Source organism: Streptomyces inusitatus, assembly GCF_014651115.1.
Lineage (GTDB): Bacteria > Actinomycetota > Actinomycetes > Streptomycetales > Streptomycetaceae > Streptomyces > Streptomyces amakusaensis.
The window spans coordinates 48,628-64,587 of sequence record NZ_BMWG01000024.1; the positions used below are offsets into that span (position 1 = coordinate 48,628).

Here is a 15,960-nt window from a genome sequence, read left to right on the forward strand (position 1 = left end):
TGGGGCGGCCCCCCGCCGGGGTCTACCCGACGCCTTCGCCGCCGCCGTCGCGCCGCCACTTCTCCCGAGTGCTCACCCCGGTCAGCCGCCAGCCGTCGTCCGTCCGCAGCAGCGCGAAGGCGCAGCGCCCGCCCAGGACGCGCTCGCCGCCGGAGTCCGCGCGCAGCGTGGTGAGGTAGTCGGCCCGCACCTCCGCGCCGTCGCCCGGGTATCCACCCAGGTCCTGGAGGCGCAGCAGCCGGTTGAGGATCAGATGCTGCTGCACGGGGAAGGCCCGCGCCGTCTGTGCCAGCCGGTCGGCTGCCTCGGCCGCCGGGCCCTCGACCCCGCCGGAGCCGCGATGGTCCACCCGGCCCTGTGGGGTGAAGAGCGCCAGATAGCCGTCCCGGTCGGCGTCGTCCACGGCCACCGCGTAGCGGGTCACCAGTTCATCGATGGCCAGCCGGTCCATCACCGTTGCGAGATCCACGCGCTGAGTCATCGGCTCAGTTTCCGGCAGCGGGGGCCCCAGGCCAAGAGCTGTGCACGCCCGGCGCGCACGGGTGTCGGGCAAACGGTCGATCTTCGCCCGTTCCCCATCCGATCATCGGACGGGGAACGGGCGAAGGGCGTGCCGGATCTACGGAGGCCGAGCTACCGCTTGACCGCCCTCAGGACGACGAACTTCGGGTCGCTCGCCATGACCTGGCAGCCGCCGAAGATCCGGCGCAGCCGCTGGTGGTACCCGAGGTGACGGTTGCCGACCACCCACAGCTCGCCGCCGGGGCGCAGCGCCCGGCGGGCTCCGGTGAACATCCGGAGGGCGGTGGTGTCGGTCGTCGCCCGGTGGGAGTGGAACGGCGGGTTGTTGAGGACGAGGTCGACGGAGCCGTCGGGGATCTCGGAGAGCCCGTCGCCCACCAGGAACTCGGCCTCCCGGCCGGTGGGGACGTTCTCCCGGTAGGTCGCCTCGGCGGAGGCGACGGCGGAGAACGACTCGTCGACGAAGGTCACCGACGCCCTCGGATTGGCGAGCGCGGCGGCCGTGCCGACCACGCCGTTGCCGCAGCCCAGGTCCACGACCTTCTGGGGGCCGACCCGCTCGGGCAGGCTGCCCAGGAAGAGCCGGGTGCCGATGTCGAGCCGGTCGGCGCAGAAGATGCCCGCGTGGTTGGTGACGGTCCGGCCCGAGGCGACGCCCACATCGGCGGGGAGCGCGTACCGCAGCGGCCAGGGGCTGGGGGCGGGGGCGAGCGCCGGATCGGGGGTGCAGAAGATCAGCCGGGCCTTGCGCACCGCGAGCGACGTCCTGGTCGGGCCGATGATCCGTTCGAACAGCCGCAGCGTCGAGGTGTGGATCTCGCTGACCATGCCGGCGCCGATGATCACGGTCTCCGGGTGGATGCCGGGCGCGAGCCGGTGCAGCTGGTCCTCCAGCAGCGCCAGGCTCTTGGGCACCCGTACGAGCAGCACGTCGATCCGCGCGGGCGGGGTGTCGCGGGCGGAGAGCATCCGTACCGCGCCGGGGTCGGCACCGCTGCGGGCCAGATTCGCCAGGGTCGCCCGCTGGGCGAGGAAGGAGTCGGTGATCTGCACCGGGCGGTGCGCGGCCAGCGAGGTGGCCAGCGCGCCCCAGCGGTCGCCGAGGACGACCAGCGTCCCGGAGAGGTCCGGGGCGCTCTCGTCGAGCCGGCGGAGGAGGTATTCGTCGGCGGCGTCCCAGGCGCGGAGGGCGTCGCGGGGATCCTCGGGGAAGCGGGCGAGCGTGTAGTCGCCCCAAGACGTGCTCAAACGGTTCATCGTGGAGTCAGGCTAGCCGAGTGACGCGCCCGAGCCGTGCTCCCGGCGGGTCCTCAGGCGGCGCGCTCGACGCTCGTGGCGTCCCCGCCGCGCTCCAGCGCGGCCGCCGCCCACTTCAGTACGAGCGCCTCGTACTCCCCTCGCCGCTCCTCGGGCAGCCGTCCGTCGGCCCACAGCTCGCGGATGCGGGCGTTGAGCTCGGCTGCGGACAAGGAGGACAAAGCAGTCTCTGACTCGCGTGGAAGGGGGGACATGCGAACAGATTACGGCCTGGCGGTGGAGCCGTCTCCCCTGCGACGGCGGCCGGTCCCGGCCCGTTCCGTCCGCGCCGTGAGCCGCTCCGACCGCTCCCACCAGGGTGAACAGGGGGATTCCCGGCGGTGGGCGGCCGATCGCCGAGGGCGCGGGGCTTTCGGTGGTGATGTAACTCATGGGCCGCTTGCTGTGGCTTCGCTCACTGTGTCCTCGGCCCGGGATTCCCGTTCCCCCGTGCGGAGAAGCGGACATGACGTGGCGTCATGGGGAGGCCGGTGAACCCGACTCGCCCGCATGGGGGCTCAGCACATCCGTTCCGACCAGGATGAACAGCGCGATCCCCAGCAGCACCCGGTAGATCACGAAGGGCATGAAGCTCTTGGTGGTGATGTACCTCATAAACCATGCGATTACCGCGTATCCCACGAAAAAAGCGACAATGGTCGCGAAGATCGTGGGCCCCCAGGACACATGCCCCTCGCCCGCGTCCTTCAGCTCGTACGCGCCGGAGGCGAGCACCGCCGGGATGGCCAGCAGGAACGAGTAGCGGGCGGCGGCCTCACGGGTGTAGCCCATCAGCAGTCCGCCGCTGATGGTCGCGCCGGAGCGGGAGACCCCGGGGATGAGGGCCAGGGCCTGGCAGAAGCCGTAGATCAGACCGTCCCTGACGCTCAGCTCCCGGAGCGTCTTGCGGGGTCTGGCCGCCCGGTGCCGCCCGCCCGACTCGTCGCGGGCGGCGAGCCGGTCGGCGACGCCGAGGACGACGCCCATGACGATCAGCGTGGTGGCGATCAGCCGCAGATCGCGGAACGGCCCCTCGATCTGGTCCTTGAGCGTGACGCCCAGCACCCCGATCGGAATCGATCCGATGATCACCAGCCAGCCCATCCGGGCATCGTGGTCGCTCCGCATGCTCTTGTCGGTGAGCGAGCGGAACCAGGCGGACAGAATTCTGCCGATGTCCTCGCGGAAATAGATCAGTACGGCGGTCTCGGTGCCGATCTGAGTGATCGCGGTGAATGCCGCACCCGGATCGTGCCATCCGGCGAACGCGGCGGTGAGCCGCAGATGAGCGCTGGAGGAAATCGGCAGGAATTCGGTCAGCCCCTGGACGAGCCCAAGGATCAGTGCTTCGAACCACGACATGGAAAACTACGCCACCCAAGAAAAAGTTCATGTCTGACGGCGCGTAGTGATTCCCGTTCATGCGCCAGTGTGTCAGGCAGCGTAGCGTTCCCAGGTGAACACGGAGTGCCGTGTTGCCTACGGGAAGAGTGCGGTCGTCTGTACGGGGCGCAGCCGGACCGGGTGACGGAGCGACCCTCCGTCAGCTCCGGGTCAGCGCCCGGCGCTTGCGCCAGGCGAGCACAGCCGCCGCCATTCCGGTGATCACGATGAAACCCATGGAGATCAGAAAGGCGGGAGAGGTCGGGGACCCCGCTCTGGCCCCCGCCACCACGTAAGCCGCCGTATTGGGAATGGACCCCAGAGCCGTGGCCAGCAGAAAAGGCGTATAACCCATACGGGAGACGGCGGCGCAGTAGTTGGCCGCCGCGAACGGGATGCCGGGGAAGAGCCGTATCGCCAGCATCGAACGGAAACCGTGCCTGCTCAACTGTCCGTCGGCGGCCGTCAGCACCTTTCCCCGCAGCAGCGGACGCAGCGCGTCCTGGCCGAGCAGCCGGCCCAGGGTGAAGGCGATCCCCGCGCCCAGCACCGTCCCCGCGAGCGCCGAGACCAGCCCGGCCTGCGAACCGAAGAGCGCGCCCGCCGCCAGATTCAGCAGCGGCCTCGGAACGAACGCCGCCGTGCACGCCCCGTACGCCACGGCGTACAGCACCACCGCCGCCGCGCCGCTCAGCCGGGCCACGGGCCAGCCGTCCGAGAGCAGCCGCTGTGGCTCGTACAGCAGCACCATCGCCCCGGCCGACGCCAGCATGAGCATGAGCAGGGAGAACCGCGACCAGGGTGAGAGCAGCACCCGGGAGCAGCGGACGGCGAGACCGGAGGACGGCCTGGGGACGGGCTCGAACATCCGGGGAGACTAACCGAAGGCGGATGTGATCGCCGTAATGTGAGCCGCGCTCCCCCTCCTCCCCCTCCTCCCCCTCCTCCCCGTCGGCCGCGCCGGCTCCGGCCGGGCGGCCCCTCCCGGGAAAACGGCTCGACGTCCGACGCCGGGTCCGAGATCATCGTGAGCATGACCCGGCATGCCTTCCTCGCAGCGCGATCCGCCGTCGCGGACGCGCCGAAGGCCGCCGTCTTCCTCGCCGCCAGTGCGGCGCTCGCCGCCGCACTCGCCCAGGCGCTGCCCCGCACCGTCCGAGGCTGACCCTTTCCGGATCGTCCGGCGGGACCCCACAGGGGGAGGGTCGGCAAGGCCTCGGGGTCCTCAGCACGCTTCGCACGACGCATCCGAGGAAGAGCCATGTCCCGTACCAAGCCCCACCTGAACATCGGCACCATCGGCCACACCGGCCACGGCAAGACCACACTCACCGCCGCCCTCGCCGAAACCCTCGGCGGCCGGGGAGCCGGAAGGGCCCTTGAGGAGGCCCGGCGCGGCGGCACCACCGACATCGCCCGTGCCGAGTACGAGACCGACACCCGCCACTACGCCCACATCGACCTCCCGGGCCGCGCCGACCTCATCGAGAACATGGCCGCCGGGGCCGCCCGGCTCGACGGGGCGATCCTCGTGGTCTCCGCGCCCGACGGCGTCATGCCGCAGACCGCCGAACACGTCCTGCTCGCCCGCCAAGCCGGCGTCGACCATGTGGTCGTCGCGCTCAACAAGGCCGAAGCGGCCGACGACGAACCGGCCGACCTGGTCGAACGGGAGGTCCGCGAGCTGCTCACCGCCCACGGGTACGGCGGCGGCACCACCCCGGTGGTCCGCGTCTCCGCGCTCCGGGCGCTGGAGGGCGACCCCCGCTGGACCGCCTCCGTCGAGGCGCTCCTCGACGCCGTCGACACCTATGTGCCGATCCCGGTGCGCTCCACCGGCGCGCCCTTCCTCCTTCCGGTGGAGGGCGTGCTCACCGTCGCCGGACGCGGCACCGCCGTCACCGGAGCCGTCGAACGCGGCACCGTGCGCGTCGGTGACCGCGTCGAGCTGCTGGGCCCCGGGCTGGAGACGGTCGTCACCGCTCTGGAGACCTTCGGCACACCCCTGGAGTCCGCCGAGGCCGGCGACGACGTCGCCCTGTTCCTGCCCGGCCTGCCCGTGGGCGTCCTCCATCGGGGACACACGGTCGCCGCCCCCGGCAGCGTCACCCCCGGCAGGCGCTTCACCGCGCGGGTGCAGCTCCTCCCCGCCCACGAGGGCGGCCGTACGGCCCCGATCGCCACCGGCCGCCGACCGAGGTTCCTCCTCCGTACCGCGGGGGTCACCGGCGGCGTCGACCTCGGCGGGAACGCCGGGAACGCCGGGAACGGCACCGCCCGGCCCGGCGAAACGGTCTCCATGACCGTGGAGCTGGACCGCGCCCTCCCCCTGGAGCCCGGACTCGGCTTCGCCGTCCGCGAGGACGGCCGAACCGTCGGCGCGGGCACCGTCACCGCGCTCCTGTAGGGGAGGGGCCCGCCGCGCGCTCCGCCTCCCGCGCACCCCGGGGGAGGCGGAGCCGCCCGGCGTACGACAATGGGGCCGTGGACGAGCCCGTACCCGTGACCCGGCCGGTGGATCACGGCACCGCCAAACTGATGCCCGACGTCGACCGGGCACGCGCCTGGCTGCTGACCGTGGACGGCGCGCCCCAGTCGTACGTCGACCTGGACGACCCCACCGACCTGGAGTTCGAGTACACCCGGCGGCTCGCCCATGTCATCGACTGCCACGCCCCCGCCGGGGAGCCGCTCGACGTGCTCCACCTCGGCGGCGGCGCGCTGACCCTGCCGCGCTATGTCGCCGCCACCCGGCCCGGCTCCCGCCAGCAGGTCGTGGAGGCGGACCGAGGACTCCTCGCGCTGGTGACGGAGGTGCTGCCGCTGCCCGAGGGCTCCGCGACCGAGCTGCACACCGCCGACGCCCGGGAGTGGATCGAGCGGGCCCCCGCCGACTGTGCCGACATCGTCGTCGCCGATGTCTTCAGCGGCTCACGGATCCCCGCGCAGCTCACCTCGGTCGAGTACGCGCGCGCCGCCGACCGGGTGCTCCGCCCCGGCGGCGTCCACGCGGCCAATCTCGCCGACGGCGCGCCCTTCGGCTTCCTCCGGTCCCAGCTCGCGACCTTCGGGGCGGTCTTCCCGCAGCTCGCGCTGATCGCGGAGCCCGCCGTACTGCGCGGCCGTCGCTTCGGCAATGTCGTGCTGCTCGCCTCGCACACCCCCGTCGACCTCGCGGCGCTGTCCCGCCTCGCCGCGGCCGACCCCTTCCCGGCGCGGGTCGAGGACGGCCCCGCGATCGCCCGGCTGGCGGGCGGCGCGTCCCCCGTGGTGGACCTGGACGCGCGGGCGTCCCCGGAGCCGCCCGCCGGCTCCTTCGGCATCGGCTGACCGGGACAGGGACGGCGACCGTCAGTTCGTCGCCTTCCCCGCCGTCCGGAGCGTGCTCAGGATCCGCAGGATCGTCGCGTCCGGAATCTCGTCCGGGACGCCCTTGGCGGCGTAGAGCACCCAGGTCCGGAACTCGCCCGTGGCGTCCTTGAAGGTGAAGGCGACCGACTTGCCGTCGGTGGCGCACTTCGAGGTCTTCCGCACCCCGGTCGCCGTCGCCGTGGAGATGCTCCCCTTCAGCCCGGACGCGGTGGTGTGGGGCTTGGCCGGGGTGATCTCGACGGTGCCCTTGGGCTCCTTCTGCGCGTACGCGCCCCACACCCAGATGCCCGCCTCGTTGTAGGCGGCGGTCTGGGTGTCCTTGGCCCCCTTGCCGCCCTTGGTGCCGGCCGAGGCCAGCCCCGAGGTCTCCGGGACCCCGTCCTTGTTCGCGTCGGCGGTGCACCAGGAGGGGGCGAGATGGGCCGGGGCCGACATGGTGACCAGCGGAACACCGCCGCCCTTCTTCTGGTCCTCCAGGAAGGTGCTCATCCCCGATGAGGGGACCTCCCACTCCGCCGGGACGTCGAACCGGGTGCCGTGCTTGGGATTGGTGACGACCTTCCAGCCCTTGACCGTCGGTACGGCGTCCGCGTCCGTCGCGCTGCGCGGATTCTCCTCCGTGGCGGTGGCGGTGGCCGTGACGGCAGGGTCGTCGCCCGGCTCGGACGGCGCCGGGTCCGAGGCGGCGGCGACGCCGCCCTTGCCGGACGAGGGCTCCCCGTCCGGCGCTCCGCCGTCCTTGAGCACGACCGCCCAGGTGACGGCCGCCGCGGCGACCACGGCCGTGGCGGCGACGGCCGCGATCAGCGCGGTCCGCCTCCGCCCCTCACGCGGCGGCCGGGGGCCGCCCACCGGGGGCCCGGCGGCGTACGACGCGACGGTCGGCGCCGTATAGGGGTTGGGCTGCTGATATCCCGGCTGGAGGTAGGGATTCGCGGGCTGTCCCGGCTGCTGGTACGGGTTGGGCTGCTGCGGGTTCTGGCCCCCGGGCGGCTGCTGTTCTGGCCACATGGCCAGTAACCATAGTTCGTGCCGCCGAAGTTCCGGACGTTCGCCGTGTGCCGACCGCTTCCCGGGGCGCGGGAGGGGATGGCCAAGTCGGCTACCCGTCGGTAACATCTGCCGCCATGAGCGCTGATCAGATGTCCGTCGGCGAGATGCTCGCCGCGACCGTCCCCATGGCCAAAACCCTCAATCTGGAGTTCCTGGAGACCACGGCCGAGCGCGCGGTGCTGAGACTGCCGGACCAGAAGGACTTCCACAACCACGTCGGCGGGCCCCACGCCGGCGCGATGTTCACCCTCGCCGAGTCCGCGAGCGGCGCGATCGTCCTCGCCGCCTTCGGGAAGCTGCTGGACCGGGCCGTGCCGCTCGCCGTCAAGGCCGAGATCGGCTACAAGAAGCTCGCGATGGGCGAGGTGACGGCGACCGCGACCCTCGGCAGGCCGATCGCCGACATCGTCGCCGAACTGGACGCCGGCGGCCGCCCGGAGTTCCCCGTCGACATCGCCATCCGGCGCGCGGACGGCGCGGTCACCGGCGAGATGTCCATTCTCTGGACCCTGCGTCCGCACTCCTGATCATCCGCTGGGTAGGCTGCCCGGCGTGCGCCGGAGGGGCGCGCGCCGGGAGGGGAGCTGACCATGGCGGCCGGGGCGTGGATCGCGGGAGTGGGCGGGCTGGAGCCGGAGATCGCGGCGGAGGCGTTCACCGCTCATGGCTCGGTCGTCGTCGGTGAGGTCTCGCTGGCCCCGGGGGCGAGCGTCTGGTACCACGCGGTGCTCCGGGCCGACTGCGGCCCGATCGTCATCGGGGCCGACTCCAACATCCAGGACAACTGCACGGTCCATGTCGACCCCGGCTTTCCGGTGACCGTGGGCGAGCGGGTCTCCGTGGGCCACAACGCGGTCCTGCACGGCTGTGAGATCGAGGACGACGTACTGATCGGCATGGGCGCGACCGTGCTCAACGGCGCGCACATCGGGGCCGGTTCGCTCGTCGCCGCCCAGGCGCTGGTGCCGCAGGGCATGCGGGTCCCGCCGGGCTCCCTGGTCGCGGGCGTGCCCGCGAAGGTCAGACGGGAGCTGACCGAGGAGGAGCGGGCCGGGATCACCCGTAACGCCGCCCTGTACCGGGAGCTGGCCGCCGCGCACCGCGAAGCCGCCCCGGAACGATAGAAAGCAATCAGATTCGGCCAAGACCCCTCTATACGTGGCCGATGAATGATCATTAACGTGGTGTGCGTACTCCGTTACCGCCGAGGGAGCGTTCATGGTCACCGCACAGCAGATTCCCGACATTCTGTCGCCCGAGTTCGCCGAGGACCCCTACCCGGTGTACCGCGCGATGCGCGAGAGCGCCCCCCTCCTGTGGCACGAGCCCACCCAGAGCTATCTCCTCTCCCGCTACGCGGACATCGAGCGCGCCTTCAAGGACAAGGAGTCGCTCTACACCACCGACAACTACGACTGGCAGATCGAACCCGTCCATGGCAAAACGATTCTCCAGCTCAGCGGGCGTGAGCACTCGGTACGCCGGGCCCTGGTCGCCCCCGCCTTCCGGGGCGCGGATCTGCGGGAGAAGTTCCTCCCCGTCATCGAGCGCAACGCCGACGAACTGATCGACGCCTTCCGCGACAGCGGCGAGACCGACCTCGTACGGTCCTTCGCCACCCGCTTCCCCGTCAATGTCATCGCCGACATGCTCGGCCTCGACAAGGCCGACCACGAGCGGTTCCACGGCTGGTACACCGCCGTCATCGCCTTCCTCGGCAACCTCGCCGGAGACCCGGAGGTCGCGGCGGCGGGCGAGCGCACCCGCCTCGAATTCGCCGAGTACATGTTCCCGGTCATCCGCGAGCGCCGCGAGAACCTCGGCGACGATCTGCTCTCCACCCTCTGCGCCGCCGAGATCGACGGGGTGCGGATGAACGACGAGGACATCAAGGCCTTCTGCAGCCTGCTGCTCGCGGCCGGCGGCGACACCACCGACAAGGCGATCGCCGGAATCTTCGCCAATCTGCTCGCCCATCCCGAGCAGCTCGCCGCCGTGCGCGAGGACCGGAGCCTGATCGACCGGGCCTTCGCCGAGACGCTGCGGTACACCCCGCCGGTCCATATGATCATGCGCCAGACGGCGGCCGAGGTGACCGTCAGCGGTGGCGTCATCCCCGCCGGATCCACCGTGACCTGTCTGATCGGATCCGCCAACCGGGACGGCGAGCGCTACCGCGACCCGGACTCCTTCGACATCTTCCGCGACGACCTCAACGCGTCCACGGCCTTCTCCGCCGCCGCCGACCATCTGGCCTTCGCGCTCGGCCGCCACTTCTGCGTCGGGGCGCTGCTCGCCAAGGCCGAGGTGGAGATCGGCGTCGGACGCCTTCTCGACGCCATGCCCGATCTGCGGCTCGCCGACGGCTTCGAACCCGCGGAGCAGGGCGTCTTCACCCGGGGCCCGGTCTCGCTGCCGGTGCGGTTCACCCCCGTACGGGACTGAGCCGGCCGCTCCCCGTGAGCCTCACCGCACCACCGGGGTGAAGCTCACGGGGAGCGCGGTCAGCCCCCGCATCCAGATCGACGGACGCCAGGTCAGCTCCTCCGGCTCCACCGCCAGCACCACGTCGGGCAGCCGCTCCAGCAGCGTCTCGACCGCCGTACGGGCGATGACGTCGGCGAGCAGCGGCGCGGGATAGGGGCAGCGGTGCTCGCCGTTGCTGAAGGAGAGATGGGCGGAGTTCTCCGCGCCGATATGGCCCTCGGGCCAGATCTGCGGATCGGTGTTGGCCGCCGCGAGCCCCAGCACCAGACAGTCCCCGGCCCGGATCTGACGGCCGCCGAGCTGGGTGTCGCGCACCGCCCACCGGCCGATGAAGTTCTGGGTGGGGGTGTCCAGCCAGAGCACCTCGTTCAGCGCCTGGCCGACGCTGAGCCGGCCGCCGGAGACATTGAGCGCGAAGCGGTCGTCGGTCAGCAGCAGTCGCAGCGAGTTGCAGATCCAGTTGGCGGTCGGCTGCTGGGCCGCCGCGATGATCGAGATCAGATCCTGGACGATCTCCTCGTCCGTCAGCCCGGCCGGATGGGTCAGCATCCGCGAGGTGACGTCCGGCCCGGGCGCGGCCCGCTTCTCCTTGACCAGCCGCTGGATCCGCTCGGCGACCCTGCCGTACGCGGCCACCGGGTCGTCGCCCTCCCGGGCGTCCAGGGAGATCCGCAGATCGGTCACCAGATGCTCGGTGTCCTCGCCGCCGGCCGGCATTCCGCACATCTGGACGGCCGCCCGCATCGGCAGGGCATGGGCGTACGAGGCCATCAGCTCGGCCCGCCCGCTGCCCGCGAAGGAGTCGATCAGCTGATGCGCGATCGACCGGCACCACTGGGCCAGCTCGAACTGGTCGACGCCCTCCTCCAGCGCCTGGGTGATCACACCCGCCCGGCGCTGGTGCTCGGCCCCCTCGGTGAACAGCACCGACGGCTGATGGCCGACGTACGGCATCAGCGGCCAGTCGGGCGGGATGACCGGCCACTGGTTCCAGCGCCGGGAGTCACGGGCGAACAGCTCGTCGTGGGCGGTGACATAGGTGACCTCGGCATAGCCGAGCACCAGCCACGCCGGAACATTGCCGTCCAGCACGATCGGCGCGACCGCGCCGTGCTCCCGGCGCATCGTCCGGTACAGCTCCGACGGCGACTGCTGGTACTCAAGACCGCTGAGGGGGACCGCGCCCTGATGGGCCGGGCAGCCCGGGGGCGGTGTGCCCCCGGACGGACGGGGATCGGATCCGGTGAGTTCGGTCATGGTGTCATCTCCCTGGCCCTGGCCAGTTCGCGAAGGTGGTCGACAAGGCTGATCAGAACCTGCTTGCCGGACGAGCGGACCCGTGCGTCGCACTCGATCAGCGGCACATGGTCGGGCAGGGCCAGCGCCTGGCGGATCTCCTCCAGCGAGAAGGAGGCGTGATCGCCGTCGAAGCGGTTGACCGCCACCACGAACGGGGTCCGATGGTGCTCCAGCCGGTCGACGGCGTACCAGGAGTCGCTCATCCGCCGGGTGTCGACCAGCACGACGGCCCCGAGCGTCCCGGAGAACAGCCCGTCCCACAGAAACCAGAATCTCTCCTGGCCCGGTGCGCCGAACAAGTACAGGACCATCCGGTCGTTGAGGGAGATACGGCCGAAGTCGAACGCCACCGTGGTCGTGGTCTTGGTGAGACCGGCCGGTTCGTCGACCCCGATGCCCGCCTGTGTCATCACCTCCTCGGTGTTCAGCGGACGGATCTCGCTGACCGACTTCACCAGCGTGGTCTTACCCACCCCGAAGCCGCCCACGATGACGATCTTCAGTCCGGTGTCGGCGGATGCGGCCAGCGGGGTACGGCTGGGCAGTTCAGAGATTGCGGAGTCCAAGGAGCACCTCCTCCAAGAGGGATGAATCGGGCAGATCAACGAGTGAGCGCCCGGCTCTGGGGTGTCGGGCGGTGATACGCCCCGTCGACAGCAGATCGCCCAGCAGGATCCGTACCACCGTCACCGGCAGCCTCAGCTCCGCCGAGATCTCCACGACGGCGATCGGCCGCTCGCACAGCTCCAGGATGCGGACGTGCTCCGACTGCATCCCGGGCGACGGCCGGCACTCGCTGACGACCAGGGTCACCAGGTCAAACTTCTCGTCGTCGGCTCGGCTGCGGCCACCGGTGACGGTGTAGAGCCGGTCGGGGTCACCCAGATCGACGGGGCGGCGTGTCATGACAGCCGGGTCTCCGACGGGGTGCGCGGTTCCGCCCGCAGATGCTCGCCGATCTGCTCGACCAGCTCGGTCATCTGGTGCCCCACCGCGCCGGGGTCGGCCCCGTCGTCGGCGACGACCGCCAGATGCGCGCCCGCCCCCGCCTCCACGATGAAGAGCAGCCCGCCGTGGAACTCGGTCATCGAGTGCCGCACACCGCCGCTGCCGTTGCCGAACTCGACGGAGGCGCCCTGGGCCAGGGCCTGGATGCCCGAGCAGATCGCGGCGAGCTGATCCGCCTGGTCGAGCGTCAGATGCGGGGTCCAGCAGAGTTTGAGCCCGTCACGGGAGAGCACCAGCGCGTGCCGGGTGCCCGGAGTCCGTTCGAGCAGGCTTTCCAGTAGCCAGGTCAGGCTGTTGTCGGTGGTCTGCATGGTCTGCGTGGGCCCGGTGTCGCCGGACGGTCCGGTCACCGGCCCCTGCCTCCTGTCTGGCGTTGAGTACATGCGTGTGTATGGCACGGCTGTGGTGCGGGAGCGGCCCCGGGGCCGCTACTGCCCGGTGTCGTACCGGTCTCTGTCGTCCCGGGCCTTGCGGGCGCGGTGGAAGGCCCCGAACTGGGCGCCCGCGTCCCGGGCCGGCGGGGCCGGACGGTCGGCGGGGACCTCCTCGGGCCCCGAACGGCCCCGGTCGGCTGCGGCCATGGTGCGCCCGGGGGGCCGCACGGGCAGCCCGCCGGGGGTCGCCACCCTGGGGCCGCCCGGCCGCTCGCTCCGCTGCGCACCGTGCGCACCGGGCCGGGTGTCCCGCCGGACGTCCTGCTGGGGGAGCGGGCGTACGGGGGGCCGGGGCGCGGGCTCGGCCTCCCGGTGGGCCGGCTGCTCCGGCGCGAGCGTCCGCGACTGGTGCAGGAGCTGCGGCGGGAAGAGCACCACGACCCCCGTGCCGCCGCGCGAGGACGGCCGGAAGCTGACGCTCATGTTGTACTTGGCGGCCAGCAGGCCCACCACGACGAGCCCGAGCCGGGTGCTCTGGAGATGGGCGAGGTCGTGGAAGCGGCCGGCGACGGCCTCCTCGGCGCGCCGCAGGGCGGCGTCGGCCATCTTCAGTCCGCTGTCCTCGATGGTGACGACCAGTCCGGCGGTGCGCTCCTCCACATAGACATGGACCTCGTCGATCGGCGGCGAGAAGTTCGCCGCGTTGTCCATCAGTTCGGCCAGCAGATGCATCACGCCCTCGGCGGCGTATCCGGCGACCGAGGCGGTGCTGGAGGAGTGCAGCCTGACCCGCTGGTAGGCGGCGATCCGGCCGACCGCGCCGCGCAGGATGGACTCCATCACGATCGGCTTGTTCCACGCCCGGCTCGCCCGGCCGCCCATCAGCAGCGCCAGCCGGTCGGTCAGCAGACCGAGCTGCGAGGTGTTGTGATCGAGGGTCAGCAGATCCCCGAACACGTCTTCGCCGTGACGATCCTGCATCTCCCTCAGCTCGGCGAGCATGCTGACGGCCTTCGCCTGGACCCGGCTCAGCACCTTGGCGCTCGCGCCCTGGGCGGCCGCCGCGCGGCGCTCGCTGAAGGCGAACTCCCGCACGATCGACTCCAGGGCGGCTCGCAGCCGGGGGTCGGCGGGCTGTTCCAGCTCGGCCAGCGCGGTCCCGGCGGAGGCTCCGCCGCGCAGCCGCTCGATCGCGGCGGGCAGGACGACGCCCGTCAGCCGGTCCAGCTCCTCGGCCGACCGGGCCAGCCGCTGGGCGACATTGGCGGCGGCGGCCTCGGCCGCCGCCGTCCCCCCCCCGGCCCCCCCCACATCGGCGGTGGCGGGCTGGGCGGCCCCGCGGGGGTGGGGGTCGGGGGGGGCGGGGGGCGCGCTGGGGGCGGACTCGGCGCTCTCCCCGTCGCGCACCCGCTTGAGGACGGTGGGGAGGGTGACGTTCACCAGGTGCGCGGAGCCGGCGGCGGTCTGGGCGGTGTGCGTCTGGAGGGAGCGCAGCTCACCGCCGGTGGCGGTGACGGCCTTGTGCAGCCGTCGCGAATTGAGCGCGGTGGCGGCCACGGTGACGGCCAGCCAGACCCAGCCGACCAGGACGGTGGCCGCGATCCAGCCCCGGGCCGGGGCCGGGGCCGCCGCTATCGCCGCGCCGCCGGCCGCGCCCGCCGCCGCGACCGAGACCAGCGGGACGGCCGCGGGAAGCGGCCGGGGTGTTCGTATCCTGCGCGGTTTGGGGGCGACTGGCACTGACATGCGGTCCCTCGCTGGAGTCCGGGAAGTACTGAAAGGCCGATTGACGCACACCGACCGAACGCGAGCACGGTCACCAAAAGTTGACGGTGATCTTCCGCGCCCATGTGGCGCTCATGCTAGTCAAGTGCCATGGCCACGGAGTCCGGACGGGCCCCGGAGCCCGCAGAACGGGGTACTTAGTCCCGAAGTCACCGCCTTGGAGCCGCCATCGTGATAAGCGGTGAGTTCCGCAGGAATCCTTCAGGACTCCGGCGGAATTACCCCAGGGCCGCTGTCGGGCCGGTCCTTCGGTCGCGAGAAGGTGTGGCGACAATCCATGGTGAAGGTGAGGAAGCGGGTGTATCGCAACGCGGTGCGGCGCGCTGATGCATCTGATTTCAGCCATCCGGCGCTGATCCGCCGCCGGGAGCGCCCGGACGGGAGCTCGCCGGTCATGGGTGAGTCGTGAAGAGCCGTGAGGAGTCGTGGGGAGTCGTGAGGAGTCAGGGGGTGGGTCAGGGGCGGGCCGTGGCGTGGGCCGTGGGGTGGGCCGTGGGGTGAACATCACAGCCCGTGGCTCTGAGCGGCCCGGCCCCCGCCGACTACCGTGATCGAGTGCCCAGAAACAGAAACACGTTCTCATTGCCTGCCCTCTGGTGCCGGAGAGCGCTCACCCGCGCCGTGCACCGCGGCTGGCGCTGGGCGCAGCGGGCGGGCTCGGTCACCGCGGAGCACCCCGGGCGGCTCCGCTTCCGCCGGCTGGGCCATGGCACCCGGCTGGCCTTCCCGCAGGGCACCGTGTTCGGCGAGCCGTGGATCGAGGTGGGCGACCACTGCATCATCGGGGAGCGGGTCACCCTCACCGCGGGCATGATGCCCGGCCTGGACCTCGGCGCGGAGCCGATACTGACCCTCGGCGACGGAGTGGTGCTCGGTCGGGGCAGCCATGTCATCGCCGACACCCGGGTCTCCATCGGCTCGGACACCTACTGCGGCCCGTACGTCTACATCACCTCCACCAACCACAGCTACGACGATCCGCGGCAGCCGGTCGGCAAGCAGTGGCCGCGCACCGAGCCGGTGGAGATCGGACCCGGCTGCTGGCTGGGCACCGGGGCCGTGGTGCTGCCCGGCGCGCGGCTGGGCCGCAATGTCGTGGTGGCGGCGGGGGCCGTCGTACGGGGAGAGGTGCCCGACCACTGTGTGGTGGCGGGCGCCCCGGCCCGGGTCGTACGGAGCTGGGACCCGGTCGACGGCTGGCGGCCCCCGCTGCGCACACCGGCGCCCGTGCCGCTCCCGGACGGGATCACCCCGGAACAGCTGCTCGCCCTCGCCGAGCTGGAGAAGTCACAGGAGTCGGACGGGCCGGAGGCGCCGGGGAGCGGCGGCTGAACCGGAGGCGGCTGAACCGGCGGTGGCGTCGCCACCCGCGCCCGATGGT

The 15,960-nt window shown here is 71.9% G+C and carries 18 protein-coding genes; 7 read left to right on the top strand and 11 right to left on the bottom strand.

Annotation, left to right across the window (positions count from 1 at the left end; all coding sequences use genetic code 11):
• Positions 1-22: 22 nt before the first annotated feature.
• The 5 genes from IE247_RS28040 to IE247_RS28060 all read right to left on the bottom strand — a co-directional run bounded on the left by IE247_RS28040 (position 23) and on the right by IE247_RS28060 (position 4,069).
• On the bottom strand, positions 23-481 hold the full coding sequence (locus IE247_RS28040; RefSeq protein ID WP_190126107.1) for a nuclear transport factor 2 family protein: 459 nt from the start codon (positions 479-481) through the stop codon (positions 23-25).
• Positions 482-633: 152 nt separating this feature from the next.
• Entirely contained in the window at positions 634-1,779 is a 1,146-nt protein-coding gene (locus tag IE247_RS28045; protein ID WP_190126108.1) for a methyltransferase, read from the bottom strand.
• A gap of 53 nt (positions 1,780-1,832) precedes the next feature.
• On the bottom strand, positions 1,833-1,991 hold the full coding sequence (locus tag IE247_RS28050) for a hypothetical protein (protein ID WP_229869391.1): 159 nt from the start codon (positions 1,989-1,991) through the stop codon (positions 1,833-1,835).
• Between the two features lie 304 nt (positions 1,992-2,295).
• A complete protein-coding gene (locus tag IE247_RS28055) occupies positions 2,296-3,180 on the bottom strand; it encodes an undecaprenyl-diphosphate phosphatase (RefSeq protein ID WP_190126110.1) in 885 nt (294 codons plus the stop codon).
• A 181-nt stretch (positions 3,181-3,361) separates the two neighbouring features.
• Positions 3,362-4,069: a TVP38/TMEM64 family protein gene (locus IE247_RS28060; RefSeq protein ID WP_190126111.1), complete on the bottom strand. Its 708-nt coding sequence runs from the start codon at positions 4,067-4,069 to the stop codon at positions 3,362-3,364.
• 165 nt (positions 4,070-4,234) lie between these two features.
• On the opposite strand from IE247_RS28060, the gene IE247_RS34840 reads away from it, so the two are divergent.
• The 3 genes from IE247_RS34840 (at position 4,235) to IE247_RS28070 (ending at position 6,531) form a co-directional block, all read left to right on the top strand.
• The gene (locus tag IE247_RS34840) at positions 4,235-4,366 is read left to right on the top strand and encodes a hypothetical protein (RefSeq protein WP_268247251.1); all 132 of its coding nucleotides are present in this window, start codon (positions 4,235-4,237) and stop codon (positions 4,364-4,366) included.
• 96 nt (positions 4,367-4,462) lie between these two features.
• A complete protein-coding gene (locus IE247_RS28065; RefSeq protein WP_190126112.1) occupies positions 4,463-5,608 on the top strand; it encodes a GTP-binding protein in 1,146 nt (381 codons plus the stop codon).
• Positions 5,609-5,685: 77 nt separating this feature from the next.
• Positions 5,686-6,531, top strand: coding sequence for a spermidine synthase (locus tag IE247_RS28070; protein WP_190126113.1), 846 nt, complete (start codon positions 5,686-5,688; stop codon positions 6,529-6,531).
• Between the two features lie 21 nt (positions 6,532-6,552).
• On the opposite strand, the gene IE247_RS28075 is transcribed toward IE247_RS28070, so the two are convergent.
• Entirely contained in the window at positions 6,553-7,584 is a 1,032-nt protein-coding gene (locus IE247_RS28075; protein WP_190126114.1) for a DUF8017 domain-containing protein, read from the bottom strand.
• Positions 7,585-7,700: 116 nt separating this feature from the next.
• Between IE247_RS28075 and IE247_RS28080 the strand changes: the two genes are divergently transcribed.
• The 3 genes from IE247_RS28080 (at position 7,701) to IE247_RS28090 (ending at position 10,071) form a co-directional block, all read left to right on the top strand.
• Positions 7,701-8,153 carry a DUF4442 domain-containing protein gene (locus IE247_RS28080; protein ID WP_229869392.1) on the top strand — a complete coding sequence of 151 codons (453 nt, stop codon included), beginning with the start codon at positions 7,701-7,703 and terminating at the stop codon, positions 8,151-8,153.
• A 63-nt stretch (positions 8,154-8,216) separates the two neighbouring features.
• Positions 8,217-8,750, top strand: a complete 534-nt coding sequence (locus IE247_RS28085) for a gamma carbonic anhydrase family protein (RefSeq protein WP_190126115.1) — start codon at positions 8,217-8,219, stop codon at positions 8,748-8,750.
• A 94-nt stretch (positions 8,751-8,844) separates the two neighbouring features.
• The gene (locus IE247_RS28090; protein WP_190126116.1) at positions 8,845-10,071 is read left to right on the top strand and encodes a cytochrome P450; all 1,227 of its coding nucleotides are present in this window, start codon (positions 8,845-8,847) and stop codon (positions 10,069-10,071) included.
• Between the two features lie 21 nt (positions 10,072-10,092).
• Here IE247_RS28090 and IE247_RS28095 read toward each other — a convergent pair whose 3' ends face one another.
• The 5 genes from IE247_RS28095 to IE247_RS28115 all read right to left on the bottom strand — a co-directional run bounded on the left by IE247_RS28095 (position 10,093) and on the right by IE247_RS28115 (position 14,540).
• On the bottom strand, positions 10,093-11,370 hold the full coding sequence (locus IE247_RS28095; protein ID WP_190126117.1) for a cytochrome P450: 1,278 nt from the start codon (positions 11,368-11,370) through the stop codon (positions 10,093-10,095).
• Entirely contained in the window at positions 11,367-11,978 is a 612-nt protein-coding gene (locus IE247_RS28100) for a GTP-binding protein (RefSeq protein ID WP_190126118.1), read from the bottom strand. The genes IE247_RS28095 and IE247_RS28100 overlap by 4 nt, the downstream gene beginning before the upstream one ends.
• Positions 11,959-12,318, bottom strand: a complete 360-nt coding sequence (locus IE247_RS28105) for a DUF742 domain-containing protein (protein WP_190126119.1) — start codon at positions 12,316-12,318, stop codon at positions 11,959-11,961. The genes IE247_RS28100 and IE247_RS28105 overlap by 20 nt, the downstream gene beginning before the upstream one ends.
• Positions 12,315-12,731: a roadblock/LC7 domain-containing protein gene (locus IE247_RS28110; RefSeq protein WP_190126183.1), complete on the bottom strand. Its 417-nt coding sequence runs from the start codon at positions 12,729-12,731 to the stop codon at positions 12,315-12,317. The genes IE247_RS28105 and IE247_RS28110 overlap by 4 nt, the downstream gene beginning before the upstream one ends.
• Positions 12,732-12,848: 117 nt before the next feature.
• Positions 12,849-14,540 (bottom strand): ATP-binding protein, encoded by a 1,692-nt coding sequence (locus IE247_RS28115; protein WP_190126120.1) that lies wholly within the window; start codon positions 14,538-14,540, stop codon positions 12,849-12,851.
• Between the two features lie 594 nt (positions 14,541-15,134).
• Between IE247_RS28115 and IE247_RS28120 the strand changes: the two genes are divergently transcribed.
• Positions 15,135-15,911: an acyltransferase gene (locus tag IE247_RS28120; protein WP_190126121.1), complete on the top strand. Its 777-nt coding sequence runs from the start codon at positions 15,135-15,137 to the stop codon at positions 15,909-15,911.
• Positions 15,912-15,960: the final 49 nt, after the last annotated feature.

What these genes read in the sequence shown, in the direction of transcription:
- IE247_RS28060 (WP_190126111.1), bottom strand. Translation starts at nt 4,069, where the DNA reads ATGTTCGAGCCCGTCCCCAGGCCGTCCTCCGGTCTCGCCGTCCGCTGC.
- IE247_RS28045 (WP_190126108.1), bottom strand. Translation starts at nt 1,779, where the DNA reads ATGAACCGTTTGAGCACGTCTTGGGGCGACTACACGCTCGCCCGCTTC.
- IE247_RS28090 (WP_190126116.1), top strand. Translation starts at nt 8,845, where the DNA reads ATGGTCACCGCACAGCAGATTCCCGACATTCTGTCGCCCGAGTTCGCC.
- IE247_RS28075 (WP_190126114.1), bottom strand. Translation starts at nt 7,584, where the DNA reads ATGTGGCCAGAACAGCAGCCGCCCGGGGGCCAGAACCCGCAGCAGCCC.
- IE247_RS28085 (WP_190126115.1), top strand. Translation starts at nt 8,217, where the DNA reads ATGGCGGCCGGGGCGTGGATCGCGGGAGTGGGCGGGCTGGAGCCGGAG.
- IE247_RS28080 (WP_229869392.1), top strand. Translation starts at nt 7,701, where the DNA reads ATGAGCGCTGATCAGATGTCCGTCGGCGAGATGCTCGCCGCGACCGTC.
- IE247_RS28095 (WP_190126117.1), bottom strand. Translation starts at nt 11,370, where the DNA reads ATGACCGAACTCACCGGATCCGATCCCCGTCCGTCCGGGGGCACACCG.
- IE247_RS28065 (WP_190126112.1), top strand. Translation starts at nt 4,463, where the DNA reads ATGTCCCGTACCAAGCCCCACCTGAACATCGGCACCATCGGCCACACC.
- IE247_RS28110 (WP_190126183.1), bottom strand. Translation starts at nt 12,731, where the DNA reads ATGCAGACCACCGACAACAGCCTGACCTGGCTACTGGAAAGCCTGCTC.
- IE247_RS28055 (WP_190126110.1), bottom strand. Translation starts at nt 3,180, where the DNA reads ATGTCGTGGTTCGAAGCACTGATCCTTGGGCTCGTCCAGGGGCTGACC.
- IE247_RS34840 (WP_268247251.1), top strand. Translation starts at nt 4,235, where the DNA reads ATGACCCGGCATGCCTTCCTCGCAGCGCGATCCGCCGTCGCGGACGCG.
- IE247_RS28040 (WP_190126107.1), bottom strand. Translation starts at nt 481, where the DNA reads ATGACTCAGCGCGTGGATCTCGCAACGGTGATGGACCGGCTGGCCATC.
- IE247_RS28115 (WP_190126120.1), bottom strand. Translation starts at nt 14,540, where the DNA reads ATGTCAGTGCCAGTCGCCCCCAAACCGCGCAGGATACGAACACCCCGG.
- IE247_RS28105 (WP_190126119.1), bottom strand. Translation starts at nt 12,318, where the DNA reads ATGACACGCCGCCCCGTCGATCTGGGTGACCCCGACCGGCTCTACACC.